Raw genomic sequence first — 19,200 nt, 5'->3', positions numbered from 1 at the left:
TAGACCAACCTGCTAAGTTTGCATCACGTTAAACGAAAGCGCTTAACAAAACAACAAAATTCCTCCTTAGCTCAGCTGGTTAGAGCACATGACTGTTAATCATGGGGTCCTTGGTTCGAGCCCAAGAGGGGGAGCAAAAGCCTTGCAGCAATGCAGGGCTTTTTTTGTTTTAAAAACGGCCTCAGAATGCATTTCTGGGGCTTTTTTCATTACAACAAGCGGAAAAGCATTCACTGAAAAACGCAGTTGAAACGAGCTGAAAAACCAGCATTTTCACCATGTTTTTCCAAAATGCGTGCAAAATGCGTGCACCTTTTTCAGCACCGCGAAAGCCATAAACACAACGCTTATGGCAACAATCAAAATCCACCTGGACACGCGAAAAACCGCGAAAAACGGGGCTTACTCCATCGTCTTAAGAGTATCCCACAACCGCGAACACCGTAACATTCCGACTGGTCTGCGTGCAAAAAAATCGGAATTTTCTGAAAAAGGCGGACAATACCGCAACAATCCCGAAGGAAATGCCAAGCTTCTCGAACAACTTCAGCTCTACAATCAACGCTTGCAGGAGATCCCTGTACAGAAATTGAAACAACTTACAGCGCAGCAGCTGAAGTTGACCCTGCTCCAAATCGAGTCTAATCATGAGGTGACCATGCATATCTTTTGGCAAAGAGAAATCGACCACCTGTACCAAACGGGCCGAACGGGAAATGCCACTGTGTACAAAAACAGTCTCTCAGTTCTGGAGAAAATCCACAATCTCCACAAACCTTTCAGCGAATTTGTATTCAAAGACATTTTGGACATCGAGCGCAGGCTCTATGAAAAAAAGTTGAGCGTCAACACAGTGGGTGTGTACATGCGTGCGCTGAAAGCCATCTGTAACAAAGCCATCAAACAGGAACTCGTGGACCAAGCATGGTACCCTTTCTACAAATACACCATCAAACGGGGTAAAACCACCCCTAGGGTGCTCACTTTGGAAGAAATGAAGCGCTTTGTAAAGCTCGAAGTATCCAGCGAAAACAAATTCCTGTACAGCTCTTGGTGTATTGGCAAGCTGATTTTCCTGCTCAGAGGCATCAATCTAAAGGATCTGTTACAAGCAAAACCAGAAGACATCAAAGGGGACCGTTTGATTTACAAGCGCTCAAAAACTGGAAAAATGTACAGCATCAAGCTCCTGCCAGAAGCCATGGACATTCTCAGAGAATTCCACCCAAACCACACACTCTTGGGGATTTTCACCAATGAACAAATGGCTGACCCCAAACGCTTTGTGTACATCTCTGGTCAAAAAAGGAAGCTGATCAACAAATACCTCAAGCAGCTGGGCGAGATGGCCAATACCCAAGAACCCATCACCACTTACGTGTTCCGGTACACCTATTCCAACATCGCCAAACAACTGGGGTTCAGCAAAGACATCATTGCGGAAGCCCTTGGGCATGAGTACGGGAACGCGGTGACAGGGATTTATCTGGAACTCTTTGACAATGAAGTGCTGGACAACATGCATGAGCAAGTCTGCCGAAAGGTATTTGGGTAAAACGGTAAATGCCGACCATTTAAACGAGATACATTTAACTCTCCAAGCCTCACCTCTAGGGTGGGGCTTTTCTCTTTTCAAATTGCTGGCATTTTCCACCTAAACGCTTATCTTAGCCAGCAAAACGTTTTTACCATCAGGGGCAAAACTTGGCAGGACATAAGAACCGCAACCCAAAAACATGGAAGTGTGGAACTTACCTGTATCCCAACCGATAGCAGGGTCTTTTTCACAGCAAAGAGAAAATTCGAGACATTCGCTCATTTTGGGAACAATACCGGAAGCCATCTCCTTAAGGAGACCCCCTGCGCATGCAAAAACAAGCAGAGGATTGCGTCATTCTGTAAAAGTACGCAAGAAAAACACTGAAGAAATTTATGTCAGAAGATCAAAAACAACTGCTGGAAAGCCAGCTCTGGAATATCGCCAATGTCCTCCGGGGCAAAGTCAGTGCAGATGATTACCGCGATTACATCCTGGGCTTTATATTTTACAAATACCTTTCCGAGCGACAGTACATTTACGCCAACAACCTTCTGGAAACAGAGGAAGTGAAGGACTACCTGCAACTTACTGACCCCGAACTGCTGGACGCCATCAAAGAAGAATCCCTGCAGCACCTGGGTTACTTCCTCAAACCCGAGGAACTCTTCGAGTCCATGACGGCCAAAGGCAATGCCTCCACCGAAACGGACAGCAATTACATTCTAGAAGACCTCAAAGCCGTGCTCAACCACATCGAGCAAAGCACCATGGGCACGGACTCCGAGGAAGACTTCAACGACCTGTTTTCTGACATAGACCTGAGCTCCAGCAAAATCGGACGTACCCCCAAAGCCCGAAACGAAGTGGTGGTACAGATCCTAAACCACCTGAGCAAAATCGACTTCAAATTGCAGGCCATCGAGTCGGACGTTTTGGGAGATGCCTACGAGTACCTGATCGGCAAGTTTGCCGCAGGTGCAGGCAAAACCGCCGGGGAATTCTACACCCCGCAGCAAGTGTCCAAGATCCTTGCGAAGATCGTAACCACCGGTAAAGACAAACTCAAATCCGTATATGACCCCACAACGGGTTCAGGTTCCCTTCTCCTTCGTGTAGCCAAAGAAGTCGAGGTCAGCGAATTTTTCGGACAAGAACTCACCCGTACCACCTACAACTTGGCCCGAATGAACATGATCCTGCACGGCATCCACTACCGCAGGTTCAACATCGCACAGGAAGATACCCTCATGCACCCACAGCATCTGGATTATAGATTTGAAGCAGTAGTGGCCAACCCACCATTTTCCGCCCATTGGAAAGGAGACGACCATCCCTTGTACCATACAGACGAGCGCTTCTCCCAATACGGAAGACTGGCCCCAAAGACCAAGGCCGACTTTGCCTTTATGCAGCACATGCTGTACCAACTGGCAGACAATGGCATCATGGCCAGCGTATTCCCTCACGGGGTGCTCTTCCGTGGAGGGGCAGAAGGACATATCCGGGAGTACATGATCAAAGAGATGAACGTACTGGACGCCGTGATCGGACTTCCGGCCAACATCTTCTATGGTACCAGCATTCCGACCTGTATTGTGGTACTGAAAAAGTGCCGGGAGCAGGACGACAACGTGGTCTTTATCGATGCCAGCGGAGAGGGCAATTACATCAAAGTAGGGAATCAGAACGAGCTACGGGAAGAAGACGTGGACAAGATCGTGCAGACCTATCGCGAGCGCAAAACCATCGACAAGTACAGTTACGTGGCATCTTTAGCAGAAATCGCTGAAAACGACTACAACCTCAACATCCCCCGCTATGTGGACACCTTTGAGGAAGAAGCACCTGTGGATCTGGACGCCACAGCAGCAGAAATACAGCAATTGGATGCAGCACTGAAAAGCAACGATGCTGTACTGAAAGCATTTTGTGAGGAATTGGGAATTAAAGCGCCGTTTTGATGATGGATACAAAAACACCTAAGATCAGATTCAACGGTTTCTCGGGTCCTTGGAAAAAGGTAAAATTCGGCGAAATTACAAAAGATGGAATGTACGGAATGAATTCTTCTGCTGTCGATTATGATGGAAAACACAAATACATCAGAATCACAGATATTGATGAAATTACCAGAAAATACAATCCGGATCCACTAACCTCTCCTCAAGGAAAAATTGAGCGTAAATACAAGCTTGAAAAAGGCGATTTGGTGTTTGCTCGTACAGGAGCAAGTACGGGAAAAACTTACCTGTATAATTCCAAAGATGGTGATCTTTATTTTGCTGGATTTTTAATCAAATTTCGTATTTCCGACAATGATCCATTCTTCGTCTTTCAGCACACTTTAACAGCAAAATATGACAAATGGGTTAAAGTCATGTCCATGCGTTCAGGGCAACCAGGTATAAATTCTGAAGAATTCAAAACTTTTGAACTATATACACCCTCCCTCCCCGAGCAGCAAAAGATCGCGTCATTCCTTTCGGCGGTGGACGAGCGGATCGAGTTGCTGGAGCGGAAGAAGGAAAAGCTGGAAGCCTACAAAAAGGGCGTGATGCAGCAGATCTTCAGCCAGCAAATCCGTTTCAAGCAGGATGATGGCAGCGAATTTCCGGATTGGGAGGAGAAGCGGTTGGGGGAGGTTTTGAAAATCGGAAGTGGGAAAGATTATAAACATCTTGGAAACGGGAATATTCCTGTATTCGGCACTGGGGGACTCATGACTTACGTTGACGATTTCCTTTATGAAGGAGAAAGTGTTGGAATTGGAAGAAAGGGCACAATCGACAAACCGATGTTTCTTAAGGGTAAATTCTGGACGGTGGACACACTTTTTTACACCCACAGCTTCAAGCAAATCGTTCCAAGGTTTGTTTACTTGGTCTTTCAAACTATCAATTGGAAAGTACACAATGAAGCTTCGGGGGTTCCAAGTCTTTCAAAGACCACCATTGAGAAGCTTCAAATCATGTTGCCTTCAACAAATGAACAACTCAAAATCGTAGCATTTACCGAAGAAATTCAGAACTCAATTTCGAATCTAGACAGCCAGATTCAGGGCTTGCGCACTTGGAAGAAGGGGCTGTTGCAGCAGATGTTTGTTTAACTAAAGAAACTCAACATGAAAACATTCAACATGTACTGTGACGAAAGCTGTCACCTTGAAAATGACCATAAGCCTTACATGCTGATTGGTTACACCTCGGTTGCTTACAATCAGCTTGAAGGACACAATGAGCGGATCAAGAACATCAAAAAAAAGCATCATTATTATGGGGAGATCAAATGGAGCAATGTTTCGGCTTCCCAATATGACTTTTACAAAGAGTTGATCGAGTATTTTTTCGCCACAGACATTGCTTTTAGAGCAATCATCGTGAAAAAAGATCAGGTGGACAACCAAAGGTTCAATCAGGATTTCGACGATCTCTATTACAAAATGTATTACCAGCTTTTGAACCACAACAAAGACTCACGATACACCTACAACGTTTACTTAGACATCAAAGACACCCTAAGCGCACACAAAGTGCAAAGACTGAAAGACATTCTCAACATAAAGATGGGGGTGTTTAGGAACGTTCAGAACATTCATTCAAAAGAAAGCTTGATGATGCAGCTTACTGATCTCTTGCTCGGGGCATTGAGTTACAACTTGAATGTCACTGAAAAAAAAGTTTCCGCAAAAAGAAATCTGATTGAGCGAATCAGGCAACATTCAGATCAAACTCTTGAAGCTTCAAGCAGATACACAGAGAACAAAATGAACTTGTTTTTCATCGAACTGAGATAAGATGCCACTCAATTTACTGAAAATTTACAATGAGCTGCTGGATTTGATTGGTCTTGGACCACATGAAAGAAACAGATCACTTAGAGGTGTTTTCAATCGCGACTTCATAGATCTGGGGCAGCCATCATTTAATGGAAAACCAATTTATCCGACACCAAAAGAAGGCGAAATTGAGATGGATACTTTGTTTGCCCACTTGACAACTGTAGTTGTTGATCAGAAAACCAAACAAAGGGAATTTGAATTGAAGAGGTCTGTTCGTCTGCATTGGGTCAGACATCATCTTGATCAGAGGAAAGACAATGAAATGCTTACTTTTTCAGTAAAGGAACCAGAAGGCGTTAGAACTTACATCTATGATAAAACTGAAAGTTATGTCGTGATTTTAGAACCGTTGAGAGATAGATCTGCTTATTATCTGCTCACAGCATTCCATGTCGAAGGAAAAGATGCCAATCGGAATAAGTTTGAAAAAAAGTGGAGGCGGAGACTTGACACACTCCTATAAATGCAGAAAACGCAAAACATCGAGGCTTTGCGTTTTCCGATTTCCTTCCTCCGAACGGTAGGATGAACTCAATGCAAAGATACGGAGATTTTATTTAGAATCAATACAGATAAAACAACAATTTCACCGTTCAACAGCAAAAATCGCTAAAACCGTAGAATTCAAATTCCATGCTCAACAAAAAAGATTTTTCAATTTGGGTAAAAACTTTTACAGCGTTTGAAACTTTGGAAAAGTTAAGCCCCAGACTTACTTTAACACTTGGTTTTACGTTGATATTTCCACATCTTGCTGTTACAACAGTTTTGTTTTGATCACAGAGGCATTTTTCATACATGACCACACAACCCGAACAGGCTTTAGAAATGAACCTGGTGCGCAAATATTAATTAAAGTAAAAACACTCAAGAGATTATAGCTTTGATGTTCTACAAAACCCCGATAGGGGTTCAATCCCGTAAGGGTATTAGCCCCGAGTCGCTACTCGGGGTAAAAGAACGCCCCACCACCCCCAATCTCCCAACTCCGGCAGGAGTTGAATTACAGGCAGGAGTTGAATTACAGGTACACGCAACTCCTCTGTGAAAAATTCAACTCCTCCGGAGTTGAAATAACCATTAGACAAACCATCCAAATCCCCGAGTTCTCACTCGGGGCTAATAACCTGCGGTAGTAAACTCCTATCGGAGTTTTTAACATGCCTCTAAAAAACATAATCAAAATCCAAATCGGGAATACCAAAAATCCCGCTAGAGGCTTAAACCCATCAGGGCATTAACCCCAAAACCCGAAATCAGAGGAAACAAGCTACCACGTATCCACCATATTCCTACCCGCCATTCCCCCAAACCCCGACAGGGGTTCAATCCAGCAAGGGTATTAACCCCGAGTCGCTACTCGGGGTAAAAAAACGAATCCGTACCCCCAATCCCCCAACCCCGGTAGGGGTTGAATTAAAGGAGGTACCTAGGATCATATTTGACTCCGTATTCGTTCAAAATCATCACATACTCTTCTAAAAAACTAACCTTCTTATGGTGCGCTTCCTGATTTATGATATAATTAACGATATCACCAAGAGCTGAATACCCAATTGTAAACGCTCCATACCCTTACTGCCATCCTTCAAAACCATCAAAGAGATTTTGGCCCTTAATCATTTGATTAGAAGCCAGCTTCATATCTTTCACCAAATTCGCCAAGGATATAGCAGGATGGAGTGAAATAGCCAAGTGCAAATGGTCTTCTACTCCGTTAATCCGATGGACGTGACAGTTTTTATTCTTCAATATCCCATACAGATAATTAAAAAGCTCTTTTCTGCCTTCTTTTCGCAAAATAGGTTTTCTCAAGTAGGTCGTCCAGATGACATGATAGTGGATAGAAGTGTATGTGCTTGCCATAAATAGTAGCTTTGATGGTTAAATCTAAAAAATCATATCCATTCAATTCGACAATTAAACGGTTATAATCGGATAAAATCAGATGCTGTATTGTTCAACTCCTCCGGAGTTGGAATAAACAATTGACATGCCATCCCAAATCCCCGAGTTATCACTCGGGGCTAATAACCAACGGTAGTAAACTCCTGCCGGAGTTTTTGGGGTATAAACCTCGACTTTTGCGCACAAACATTTGTTTCGTTTGTTTCGTTTAATATCTTTACAAAAACACACGATTATTCCATCATGGCAACTTCCACAACTTCCAAAAAACCCACAGCAAAAGACAGATTGGCTGCCAAACAGTCGGTCGAATTGCTGAAAGGTATCACAGACAAAGCGACAAACAAAGAGGAGCTGACTTTCCACATAGAAGGGACAAACATCAAGCTTCCACATCATGCAATTAGGCTTTTGGAAAAGGTACTGGAAGAAATGGCAGATGGAAAATCAGTAGCCATCACATCATTTGCTGAAGAACTCAGTACACAGGAGGCAGCGGATTTACTGAACGTATCACGCCCCCATTTGGTGAAATTACTGGAAAGTGGGAAAATACCATTCAAAAAAGTTGGTGCACACCGAAGGGTTAAGCTGGAAGACATCAAAAAATACGAAACAGCCTTGAAAGAAACCAGACGCAAAACTTTGGAAGAAATCACAAATGAGGCCCAGGAAATGAATATGGGGTACTAAACATTTTTTGACTTGGAGGCTAGAATAACTTTTCCAAAGTTCTAAACTTTGGAAAAGTTAAGCCCTCGACTACCTTTTGCACTTGGTTTTACGTTGATATTTCCACATCTTGCTTGTACAACAGTTTTGTTTTGATCACAGAGGCATTTTTCATACATGACCACACAACCCGAACAGGCTTTAGAAAACAATCTGATGCAGCAATTGCAGCAGCTGGGCTATCAGAAGGTGCTGATACCGGATGAAGCTGCCCTGCTCAAAAACCTGAAATCCCAGCTGGAAAAACACAACAAAACCCAGCTGAGCGAGAAGGAGTTTGCCCAGATTCTGAATGCACTCAATAAGGGGTCGGTCTTCGAACGGGCCAAAATCCTCCGTGACCGTGTGGACTATACCGATGAAAGCGGAGAAGCCCGAACCATCGAACTGATCAACCAAATCCATTGGTGTCAAAACGAGTTTCAGGTCGCCCAGCAGGTGACTATGGAAGGCAAGTACAAAAACCGCTACGACGTCACCATCCTGATCAATGGGCTGCCCTTGGTGCAGATCGAACTCAAACGCCGTGGTCTGGAACTTAAAGAAGCCTTCAAGCAGACGAAGCGTTACGGCCTCCACTCCTACGAAGCTGGTCAGGGCCTGTTCCAATACATTCAGATCTTTGTGATCAGCAACGGCGTCAACACCAAGTACTACGCCAATAGCTCTTTCAACCAGCGTTCCTTCAAGCAGACCTTTTACTGGACCGACACCAAAAACAAACTGATTACCCAATTATCGGAATTTACGGACATCTTCCTGGAGAAATGCCACCTCTCCAAGATGATCACCAAATACATTGTACTAAATGAGACCGCTAAATCCCTGATGGTGTTGCGGCCTTACCAGTACTATGCCACCGAAGCCATCGTGGAGCGGGTAAAAACCTCCCCTAAATACGGCTACATCTGGCACACTACAGGTTCTGGAAAGACACTCACCTCCTTCAAAACCGCCCAGATTCTGACCAACCTGCCACAGGTGTACAAAGTGGTATTTGTGGTGGACAGAAAAGACCTGGATACCCAGACTTCACAGGAATTCAACAGCTTCAGCAAAGGCAGTATTGATGCCACCAGCAACACCAAGAAACTGGTGGAGCAGCTGACCGGAAACGACAAACTCATTGTCACCACCATACAGAAGCTGGCCAATGCGGTCAACAAAAACGCCTACAAGTCCAAGATGGAGCAGTTGCAGGACAAGCGCATCGTGTTCATCTTTGACGAATGCCACCGCAGCCAGTTTGGGAAAACCCATGCGGATATCAAAGACTTTTTCCAAAAGTGCCAGATGTTCGGCTTCACAGGAACGCCCATCTTTGAGGAAAATGCAGGTTCCAACGAATTCGGCAAACGTACCACCACCATGCTCTTTGGGGACTGCCTCCACAAGTATGTGATCACCGATGCCATCCGGGATGAAAACGTACTCAAGTTTTCCGTGGAGTACATCAGCACCTTCAAAAAGAAAGACCATATCTTCGACATCAACGTGGAGGCGATAGATGAAGAAGAAGTCATGAATGCCCCAATACGGCTGAACAATGTGGTGGACTACATCATCAACCATCACGGCAGAAAGACCCACAACAGGACATTCACAGCCATTTTCTGTGTGTCCAGCGTGCCTGTACTCATCGAGTACTACAAGCTGTTCCAATCCAAGAAGCAAGCAGGAGAGCACCAACTCCGTGTCGCGACCATCTTCTCCTATGGTGCCAATGTGGATCTGATAGATGATGATATTGACGAACTGGGAGCAGTTGGCGATGATGACCTGCCCATGGCTGCGGAGGAAAAATACCTTGCTCCTTATGGCAACAACAGTCAGAAACACCCGAGAGAATTCCTCGACGACTTCATCAAAGACTACAACCGTGAATTTGGTACCAACTTTTCCACCAAGGACAGTCAGAGCTTTTACAACTACTACAACGACATTGCCAAAAAGGTAAAGAACAAGCAGGTGGACATCCTTTTGGTAGTGAACATGTTCCTGACAGGTTTTGACAGCAAGAACCTGAACACCCTGTACGTGGACAAAAACCTGAAATACCACGGACTGATACAGGCCTACTCCCGTACCAACCGCATCCTAGACGAACTCAAATCACAGGGGAATATCGTAGCCTTCCGCAACCTGAAATCCGCAACAGACCAAGCCATTGCCCTCTTTTCCAACCTGAACGCCAAGGACGAAATCATCATGGCTCCTTATGAGGAGTACGTGCAGAAATTCAACGAAGCCTACATTGAGCTGCTTACTGTAACGCCCTCCGTCAACGCTGTAAACGATCTGCCCGACGAAGAAGCCCAGCTGGAATTCATCAAAGCCTTCCGTGAGCTTATGCGCTTGAAGAACGTTCTGGGAACCTTCACGGAGTTTACGTTTGAAGATCTCTCCATGCCCGAGCAGTCCTTCGAAGACTACAAAAGCAAGTACCTGGACCTGTACGAGCGTAGCAAAGGCTCCCAGCAAAAAGAGAAAGTTTCCATCCTCAACGACATCGATTTTGAGCTGGAACTGATCCACCGGGACGAGATCAATGTGACCTACATTCTCAAACTGCTGGCCAACCTGAAAGACGCCAAACCAGAAGACCAGGAGAAACAGAAGAAAGCCATCATCGACCTGATGGTGGGAGAAGCCCAACTCCGAAGCAAGCGGGAACTGATCGAGAAGTTTATCCGAGAGCAATTACCACAAATTCAGGACACTGAAAACATCCCCGAGGAGTTTGCCATCTTCTGGACCAAAGAGCGCATGGACGCGCTCAAAAGCCTCTGCGAGAGTGAAGGACTGGACTCCGACGGGCTGGAAAAAGTCATCGGTGACTTTATCTACACCGAGAAAGAACCCCTGCGTGACGATATCATTGGACTGCTCAAACAAAAGCCTGCACTCAAAGAGCGCAAGAGCATTGCCGAGCGCATCAAGGACAAAATCTTGGGTTTCGTGGAGACGTTTATCAACGGGATTTCGGAGGCGGCTTAAGGGGTGGAGGTTTGTGGGACAAGACCCAATCCATGAAGATAATATTTGGTGCGATTACTTCTTACAATCTCGCTGAGTGAAAGTATTAATTAATCAACTCCTTCATTACCTCTTTTAAAACCAAAAACACCCTGCTCCGATTGCAACTATCGTGGAAAAGGAGAGCAAAAACCTTGTGTCTCTCAAAGGTATTTTTAACAACCTAAATTTGGAGATGTCAAAATAATCAGAGTTCTTGACTAATTTAGCCTTAAAAATTCTATAGATAGATTACTCTTGATACATGGAAAACCTATTCTTTTTCAGTGGCTCCATTACCACTTTTTTCATTATCCTTTTGATGAGCAAAAGAGATAAAGCGGTTTATGATTGGCTTTTAATTTCGTGGTTTTCGATCATCCTGTTCCACATCTTTGTTTTTTACCTATCTGCCAATAATCGCTTTTCATTCTCATTAGAACTCAGCAGCGCGGCCGTTTTTCTCAATGGTCCGGTTTTATGGCTTTATACAAGGAGTTTATTCGAAAAAAGAATTTCATGGAAAGAAGTCGTTCACTTTTTGCCATTCGTTATAAACCTGGCCATCATTGCTCCCTATGCGCTTCAAAATACGCTGGCTCCTTTTTCTGATTTTACCCGTACTATTCTTGCTTGGGCAAAACTAGGGAGTATATTGATTTATTGCCTTTGGTCAATTCATATGATCAACAAAACCCTGAGATTTGCAGAGGATAATTTTTCTAACATCGAAAGTCAACATTTGGCGTGGTTAAAAATGGCTTTAAAATCTGTACTCTTTTTGTGGTTTATCGGATTTTTTAGTCAGCTCGCAGTGATCACAGACCTTTTTACACTGGATCTGACCAATGAAGACCTATTCATCAATATCGCAGTAAGTGTCTTGGTAATTTATATGGGGTATTATGGTTTTAGACAGGCTCCAGTTTTTCTGGGGGGATCCCTTTCCACATTTGCTAAACAAGCCGGAAGTGAACAAGAAGTTATGATGGAAAAATATCATCATTCATCACTGGATGAAGCCTTGGTCAAACAGTATGCAAAACATTTGGAGGAATTAATGGCTGAAAAAAAACCATATATAGATCCGGAATTGAACCTATCCAAATTGGCAACTGAACTTAACCTTAGTAACAATCAACTTTCCCAAGTCATCAATCAGTTTTACAAAAAGAATTTTTATGAGTACATCAATTCATACAGAATTGAAGCGGTAAAAATTAGGTTAGCCAATGGAGATCACAAAAACACAACGCTTCTGGGGATTGCACTTGAGGCTGGCTTTAACTCTAAAGCAACATTTAATCGGTTTTTTAAAAAGTACACGGGACAAACGCCTTCGGAATATCTCAAGGAGCAAAAAACGTAAATAAATAAATTTTTTCAGATCAAATCCGTTTCATCCTACCTATTGCAACGCAAAAGAAAAGTCTGCCCTCAATATTTGTGCCCTAAAAAAGCATAAATAATGAATCAAAAATTGTATTTCCGGAACCTCGATGGGCTAAGGTTCCTTGCGTTTTTTTATGTCTTCATGTATCACTGTTACTTCGCAGTTCCAGAAATCGGAGAAAACAATACTATTTATTTGGTCTTCCACAAATTATGGGAAAATGGAGATTTAGGGGTGAATTTCTTTTTCACCCTTTCAGGTTTTTTGATCACCTATCTTCTTTTAGTGGAAGAAAAGGTAAAAGGTGTCTTTTCAATCAAAAGCTTTTACTGGAGACGAACCCTTAGGATTTGGCCATTGTATTATGCAACATTGGTATTTGGTTATTTCATTTTTCAACTGCTTCTGGATTTGGTGAATGCGGGAATAGAAGAGCATGCAAATATTTGGTACTATCTTTTTTTCCTTGGTAACTTCAATAGCATCATTAACGGCGATCCTCTTTCAGGCAGCTTGTCAGTTCTTTGGTCCCTGGCCATTGAAGAACAGTTTTACCTTTTTTGGCCTATCTTATTACTTATTTTTAAAAGGTCAAGATTGCTCTTATTCATTGTGTTGATCATCATATCCCTGGTATTTAGAGGGATAAACTACCAGGACCACACATTGATTTTTTATCATACATTCAGTGTGATGTCTGATTTGGTAATTGGTGCTTGGCTAGCCTGGTGGAGTTTTACAAAAAGTCTTAAACAGGAAGAAAGCAATTCACTTCCCAAAAAATACAGCGTACTTATTTATCTGTTAGGCCTTACTTTGATCCTTTTTAGAAAAGAATTGTTCGTAGGTCCGGTAATGGTGATACTTGAGCGTTTGATATTCTCCATATATTTTGCCTTCATTATTTTCGATCAAACATTCGCCAGGACATCACTTTTTAAAATTGGAAATTTTGAAAAAATAAGCTTTTGGGGCAAGTTCACCTATGGGCTCTATTGCCTGCATATCCCTGCTATGGTGTTTACTGAGGGTTTTGCAATGATGGGTGGAATCCATGAGTCAGCTTGGTGGGTATTTTATGGTAAAACCATTTCCACTTTTCTGCTTAGCCTGATCTTCTGCCGATTATCCTTCCGCTTCTTAGAAAGTCCCTTTCTAAGGTTGAAAGAGGCTTCTCCCACACAATTTTTGAGGCAAAAAGTAAGCTAGGCAGGCATTAAATCAAATCAAAAAAACAAACAAAATTTGCTAGAACTTTATGAAACAGACAGTATTGAAAATCTACATACAAGCTTTATTTTTTGGAATGGTATTTTCTGCTTGTACCTCTACTAAAAAAATAAAAACTTCTTCCGGTATTTCAGAAATCAACTATTTAGAAATAAATGATCGCAAGCAATATGTGTTGATCAGGGGGAAAGATATCAACAATCCGATACTACTTTTTCTGCACGGTGGCCCTGGAGCATCCGCTACGGCATTGTTACGGAAATTCAACCATGAACTGGAAGATGATTTCACTGTGGTTTATTGGGACCAAAGGGCTGCGGGCAAATCTTTCTCAAAACATATTACCAAAGAAGAAATAACCGTAGAAAATTACATTAAGGATGTAGAGTGGCTTGTAGACTATTTAAAAAACCGATTTGAAAAGGAAAAAGTCTTTCTGGTTGGACACTCTTGGGGTTCCAGACTTGGCATGTACGCCGTGCAGAGAAATCCTGAAAATTATTCCGCCTTCGTTGGCATTGGACAGGAACTGCATGCTTACAGAGGGGAGCTTTTATCTTATCATTACACCTTGCAAAAAGCAGAAGAAAGAGGACATAAAAAGGCCCTGAAAGAATTAGAAGAAATGGGACCTCCTCAGAGCGGGCATTATAAAGACATGTATGCGACAGGTTTTTGGGGTGGTGTTAGGCAAAAACACTGGTTATTAAAATTTGGAGGGGAACGCTATCAAAAAACGACCTACATAGATTGGATTTTTTCTATTTGGTTTTCCAGGGAATATTCGTTTGCTGATTTGATCAGGTATGGAAAAGGGTCAGCTTTTTCCGCTGGCAATATCATTTTTGATGAACAGTTTAACGATATTGACTTTTTTAAAGAAATCCAGAAAGTTGAAGTTCCTGTATATTTCATTTCAGGAGCATATGATTATAACACACCATGGGAGTTGGTAAAAGAATACGTTGACCATTTGAGTGCACCCCACAAGGAATTTATTTTATTTGAAAAATCCGGACATAGTCCGGTATTTGAAGAACCTAGAAAGTTTAACCATGAGATTAGGCGAATTTATAATGAAATCAAATAAAAAAATGCTATCAATAAGGACTTGAAATTTAACAATGCAAGGATGTATAGAAAGATTTTTCATTTATCTTTCTATAAGAAAAATATCCTCTGTAGTTCTTGTTCAATTCGCTGCTAAAATGGATCCGTTTAAAAATTCCCGCTATATTCCATATTTGATTTTGTCCACTCTCTGCTTTCATTGGGCCTGTCAATCAAAAAACGCCCATGAACAAGCCGTGGCAATAGAATTTAAAACCCCAAATTACCGATTAATCCCCACCGACACATTTCACTTCAACAACTTTGTGGATTGTAACATGGCCGAAGCTTGGGTGGGGGATACTCTCCGGATTTTTCCTGGAAAATATGGGGAAGATCCAGTTTGGGGATTTGCAGAAGATTTGAAATTTGCTTCAGGAACGAATGCAGATGAGGTCTTTAGCACTCCTGCTGAACGCTACATCGCCCCCAATCTGCCAAAAAACGCTCCCCTTGGCCAGAAAGGACTTCACGGAGCAGTTTGGTTTGAAACCTTATATCAGGACCATAAAGATCCCTCTGGCCGAACGCTTTATGCCATTTATCACAATGAAAATTATCCTGAAACACTTCCTTACAACCCTGAAACCGGTGAAGGCTATAAAGATGAAAATTGGCCACTGGGCCTTACAGAAAGAATTACACCGGCTGCTGTACCAAGGATCGGCGTGATGAAGTCTACTGACGGTGGGCTAAACTGGGAAAATAAAGGGCTTTTCCTAGAGGACAAACAGGCCCGAATGGTCCTAAAGCCGCATAACACTTCCAAAACCTTTGCCGGAGGTGTAGGGGATCCTAGTGCAGTGGCCGTTGGAGAATACCTCTACTTATTTTATGGGGAGTACAGTTACCCGGGCGATTATGATCCCAACACTTACTCATTTGAGAAAGATTGGTCAGGCCAATGTATCAGTGTGGCCAGAATCAGATTAGAAGATCTCGACGATCCACAAGGTAAGGCCAAGAGATGGGATGGCAAGGGCTTCAATGCCACTTGGGATGGTATCGGATCTCCAATTGCTTCGCTTCAGGTTCCTCTTGAAAAAGGCGGAGGTCCAGCATCTTCTGCCCAAGGAGGCTTTCATTGGGGACCTTCGGTAAGCTGGAATACCTATTTGGAATGCTGGGTGATGCTCATGGGACTTGTGGAAGGCCAAAACTGGATAGGAGACAAACTTTACATCTCTTTTAATCCCCATCGGGAATTAGGAGAAGGCAATAATTCCCAAGCCTGGACCAGCCCACAGCTTTTGGTTCAAAAACCGGGACATATACTTTGGTATCCCTCACTTCAGCCAATGAATACACCCGAAGACATATTGGAGAAAAACACCAGTTTAAAACTTGGAAAAAGAGCAAGACTTTTCTTCAAATATGCGGACTTGGGGAAATACCTATCCGAGTATATTGTGGAGTTTGAAAAGTAATTGATATCGATTTTTAATTGACGCTAAGGTGGAAATATAAAAAAGTGCCACCGGAGGATTCCAATGGCACTTCTTTTCTAAATCATTAACTAAACCCTGTAGAATTCCTCCCAACCTTTCCGTGGCGGCATACCTGCCAGTACCTGATTTGCCAGTGGGTTGTTAACAATCTGTCTCGTTTCTCGGTCAAATTCCAGTTTAACACCCATTTGTTGGGCCATCACGCCCAAGCAGAACACCTGGCTCAGCGGTCCGGCTATTTCAAATGGAGACCTTGCCTTCTCCTCACCTTTACAGGCTTTGAAAAAATTGGCAAAGTGATTAGAAGGGCTTTGAGGAACCTCGGGAAGCTTTGATTCCCATTCCTTTGCTTTTCCCTCAGGGATAATGGAAAGTGTACTGCCATGTGATCCACCTTTGAATGTAAGTTCTTTGCTGTAAATTATCTTCCCGGGATTGAGTCTGGCAGGCTGTAATTGACCGGTACTTGGTGGTGGAATGTTGGGATCCAATTCAGACACACCATAACCCTCTGGTACAGCTGGTATATTATCCATTCCATCATACCAGGTAATGGTCACGGGCGGCATTGCGCCTCTGGCAGGAAATTTAAACTCCAATGTAGTGGACATAGGAAAAAAGAAAGGATTATGCCCACTCAATTTAACTGGATTGATCTCGTAAGGTAAACCCAGGTCCAAAAACTCGTGGGCTGTATCTATGATATGTGCCCCCCAGTCACCTAAAGCGCCCATGCCATAGTCGTACCAGCAGCGCCACTGTCCATTGTGAAAATCTTTGTGATAGCCACGGGGTTGTGCCTGACTTAACCAAACATCCCAATTCAGGGTAGAAGGTACAGGTTCAGATGCAGGAAACTTGCTTATAGTTGGATCCCATCCATGCCAACGCCTTCTCATATTCATATGTGCTGTGATGGCAGTGACATCCTTGATAATTCCTGCCTCTTTCCAGGCTTTAAACTGAAAATAATTGGCTTCCGAATGCCCTTGGTTACCCATTTGGGTTACAAGCTTTGGATTTTTCTTGGCTGCAGCCATCATCAGCTCCACTTCCTGAAAGGTACGCGCCATGGGCTTCTCTACATAGACATGCTTTCCTTCCGCCAGGGCCATCATGGTCACAGGAAAATGGGAAAAGTCCGGAGTGGCAACACTCACTGCATCAAATTGCCCCCCTATTTCATCAAACATCTTTCTGAAATCCTGATACCTTCTGGCTTTTGGAAACATGTTCATGATTTCCAGCGTTTGGCTGGCTCCCATATCCACATCACAAAGTGCGACAATATTGCAAAGGCCTGTATCATTTAAGGCTTTGATGATTTCATTTCCCCTGTTGCCAATGCCTACGCAGGCTAGATTGACTTTGTCAGAGGGCGCTATGTAACCCATGGATTTCCCAAGGACGGAAGGGGAAATCAAAGTTAAACCCGAAAGCCCTAAAGCAGCGGTGGCTCCGGTTTTGATAAAATCTCTACGGTTAGTGGACATATTATGGTTATTTTGGTACTACTGAACTATGATTTGGCGCTATAAAAACGCAAATCCAGCTAAATACTTTTCATTAAGGGTTTATTGGTTTGCGATTTGGTTCTCAATCTAGTTTGTCAGAATTAAAAATCGCAAATAAGGTAAAAAAATCAACGGAAAGGTTTGCGTAGCTTACTACATAAAGAAACAATGTTCACTACATTTCTAAGAAAAAGAAAAAAAAGTGCAATGCCACCTCTTCCTTCCTAACTCCATTGAAAAAACCAATTGTCCTGCGAGAAGTATCCAAAACCCTATCAGACTCCACAAACCCAATTGTCCTGCGTGATGCGTCAAGTACCCTGTCATTTTCAATATGACCAATCGTTCTTCTCGAAGCGTCAAGTACCCTTCCATTCTCAAAATAACCGATAGTTCTTCTTGAGGCATCAAGAACTCTATTGTTCTCAAAAAATCCAATAGTGCCCCTAGAGGCATTTAAAACCCTATTGTTTTCAATATAACCTACTGTTTTCCTACTGCTGTCCATCAACCTTTGGGCTTGAGTGGCAGAACATATTAATGACAAAATGATGAAAAATAATATTCTTTTTTCCATAAGACTTGGGAGTTATTCAACCATTTCAAGACTATGGGAAGTGAATTTTCTCAAATCCATCCCTTTGTAATTGCTTTTCTAATAAGCTCTGAAGAGCTTGCACATTGGAATTTTTTGAGCATATTCTTTCTATGTGTTTTGACAGTATGCTCACTGATAAACAGCTTATCTGCTATCATTTTACTGGATAATCCGTGGGATAAATTTACCAAGATTTTGATTTCAGCAGAGGACGGTACCTTCTCATTATTATTTTCTAATTCAGAATGATCGATATATATTTTTTTAATCTCATTTTCATCACTTGCATCAATAATAAAATGGGTAAACTTATGGTCTGTTTTGATAGCCGAAATATCCGTACATATTAGCAAAAATAGGATTACTTCCATCTTTTCATTGAACAAAACAGGAATCCCTTGAACTAAGACATGGATTTTTGTCCCATTAGCTTTGATAAGATCCAAAGTCCTATTAGCCTTTACAAATGGTCTGTTTTTCTTAGGGAGAGCATATAGATACTTAAAGTATTGATTTCCTCCTTTAATGGACTTAAAAATATCCTGAATCTTATGTAATTTTAAAATGGTGTGAAACCCCTTTCCTTCAAAAAGAGCGGGTTCATACCCTGTTATTTGCTTAAAAGTATCACCTACCTTAATGATTTTTAAATCCGACACATCGACTAGGGCATAGGTAAAAACATCAAAGGAATGAAAAGATTTAAGAAAACTTTGTAGATCCAGGTTTTTTTTAGCTAAAACAGTACTTGCATCCCCTTTCCCTTTTTGGGCATAAAAACTGTACTCTGAAAATAATTTTAAAATACTCTTGAAAACTGATTTTGACATACTATGCCGGTACTAAATAGGCCTGAATTGTTTAAATTAGCCTG

At 42.5% G+C, this 19,200-nt stretch carries 15 protein-coding genes, 1 tRNA gene and 1 pseudogene; 13 read left to right on the top strand and 4 right to left on the bottom strand.

The genetic code is table 11. The annotated features are described in order from the left end of the window. The first annotated feature begins 60 nt into the window (after window positions 1–60). The 7 genes from CLV48_RS11900 to CLV48_RS20565 all read left to right on the top strand — a co-directional run bounded on the left by CLV48_RS11900 (window position 61) and on the right by CLV48_RS20565 (window position 6,426). A tRNA-Asn gene (locus CLV48_RS11900) sits at window positions 61–134 on the top strand. Between the two features lie 161 nt (window positions 135–295). After that, window positions 296–1,555 (top strand): site-specific integrase, encoded by a 1,260-nt coding sequence (locus CLV48_RS11895; RefSeq protein ID WP_245889544.1) that lies wholly within the window; start codon window positions 296–298, stop codon window positions 1,553–1,555. Window positions 1,556–1,932: 377 nt separating this feature from the next. Next, window positions 1,933–3,501 carry a type I restriction-modification system subunit M gene (locus CLV48_RS11885; RefSeq protein ID WP_106567508.1) on the top strand — a complete coding sequence of 523 codons (1,569 nt, stop codon included), beginning with the start codon at window positions 1,933–1,935 and terminating at the stop codon, window positions 3,499–3,501. Further along, a complete protein-coding gene (locus CLV48_RS11880) occupies window positions 3,501–4,646 on the top strand; it encodes a restriction endonuclease subunit S (protein ID WP_211299936.1) in 1,146 nt (381 codons plus the stop codon). Before CLV48_RS11885 ends, CLV48_RS11880 begins: the two co-directional genes overlap by 1 nt. Before the next feature lie 15 nt (window positions 4,647–4,661). Continuing rightward, the gene (locus CLV48_RS11875) at window positions 4,662–5,333 is read left to right on the top strand and encodes a DUF3800 domain-containing protein (RefSeq protein ID WP_106567507.1); all 672 of its coding nucleotides are present in this window, start codon (window positions 4,662–4,664) and stop codon (window positions 5,331–5,333) included. 1 nt (window position 5,334) lies between these two features. Continuing rightward, window positions 5,335–5,841: a hypothetical protein gene (locus CLV48_RS11870; protein ID WP_106567506.1), complete on the top strand. Its 507-nt coding sequence runs from the start codon at window positions 5,335–5,337 to the stop codon at window positions 5,839–5,841. Between the two features lie 423 nt (window positions 5,842–6,264). Then, the gene (locus CLV48_RS20565) at window positions 6,265–6,426 is read left to right on the top strand and encodes a hypothetical protein (protein ID WP_170069021.1); all 162 of its coding nucleotides are present in this window, start codon (window positions 6,265–6,267) and stop codon (window positions 6,424–6,426) included. 368 nt (window positions 6,427–6,794) lie between these two features. On the opposite strand, the pseudogene tnpA reads toward CLV48_RS20565, so the two are convergent. Continuing rightward, window positions 6,795–7,244 (bottom strand): annotated as a pseudogene (tnpA, locus tag CLV48_RS20910) (IS200/IS605 family transposase). A 285-nt stretch (window positions 7,245–7,529) separates the two neighbouring features. Between tnpA and CLV48_RS11855 the strand changes: the two are divergent. From CLV48_RS11855 to CLV48_RS11830, 6 genes are all read left to right on the top strand, one after another. Beyond that, window positions 7,530–7,979, top strand: a complete 450-nt coding sequence (locus tag CLV48_RS11855) for a helix-turn-helix domain-containing protein (protein ID WP_106567504.1) — start codon at window positions 7,530–7,532, stop codon at window positions 7,977–7,979. A 156-nt stretch (window positions 7,980–8,135) separates the two neighbouring features. Then, window positions 8,136–11,015: a type I restriction endonuclease subunit R gene (locus CLV48_RS11850; RefSeq protein ID WP_106567503.1), complete on the top strand. Its 2,880-nt coding sequence runs from the start codon at window positions 8,136–8,138 to the stop codon at window positions 11,013–11,015. Window positions 11,016–11,298: 283 nt separating this feature from the next. Beyond that, complete coding sequence (locus CLV48_RS11845) at window positions 11,299–12,402, top strand: helix-turn-helix domain-containing protein (protein WP_106567502.1); 1,104 nt, start codon at window positions 11,299–11,301, stop codon at window positions 12,400–12,402. Window positions 12,403–12,501: 99 nt separating this feature from the next. Further along, window positions 12,502–13,635, top strand: coding sequence for an acyltransferase family protein (locus CLV48_RS11840; RefSeq protein ID WP_106567501.1), 1,134 nt, complete (start codon window positions 12,502–12,504; stop codon window positions 13,633–13,635). A 49-nt stretch (window positions 13,636–13,684) separates the two neighbouring features. Continuing rightward, window positions 13,685–14,746, top strand: coding sequence for an alpha/beta fold hydrolase (locus tag CLV48_RS11835; protein WP_106567500.1), 1,062 nt, complete (start codon window positions 13,685–13,687; stop codon window positions 14,744–14,746). A gap of 118 nt (window positions 14,747–14,864) precedes the next feature. Further along, a complete protein-coding gene (locus CLV48_RS11830; protein ID WP_211299935.1) occupies window positions 14,865–16,193 on the top strand; it encodes a hypothetical protein in 1,329 nt (442 codons plus the stop codon). 89 nt (window positions 16,194–16,282) lie between these two features. Here CLV48_RS11830 and CLV48_RS11825 read toward each other — a convergent pair whose 3' ends face one another. The 3 genes from CLV48_RS11825 to CLV48_RS20835 form a co-directional block, all read right to left on the bottom strand. After that, on the bottom strand, window positions 16,283–17,707 hold the full coding sequence (locus CLV48_RS11825) for a Gfo/Idh/MocA family oxidoreductase (RefSeq protein ID WP_106567498.1): 1,425 nt from the start codon (window positions 17,705–17,707) through the stop codon (window positions 16,283–16,285). A gap of 196 nt (window positions 17,708–17,903) precedes the next feature. Beyond that, window positions 17,904–18,305 carry a 5-fold beta-flower protein gene (locus CLV48_RS11820; protein WP_106567497.1) on the bottom strand — a complete coding sequence of 134 codons (402 nt, stop codon included), beginning with the start codon at window positions 18,303–18,305 and terminating at the stop codon, window positions 17,904–17,906. A 50-nt stretch (window positions 18,306–18,355) separates the two neighbouring features. Next, window positions 18,356–19,156: a LuxR C-terminal-related transcriptional regulator gene (locus tag CLV48_RS20835; protein WP_106567496.1), complete on the bottom strand. Its 801-nt coding sequence runs from the start codon at window positions 19,154–19,156 to the stop codon at window positions 18,356–18,358. Between the last annotated feature and the right edge of the window lie 44 nt (window positions 19,157–19,200).

Source organism: Cecembia rubra (assembly GCF_003014575.1).
Taxonomy (GTDB): domain Bacteria; phylum Bacteroidota; class Bacteroidia; order Cytophagales; family Cyclobacteriaceae; genus Cecembia_A; species Cecembia_A rubra.
This window is presented reverse-complemented; position numbering and strand designations above follow the sequence as displayed.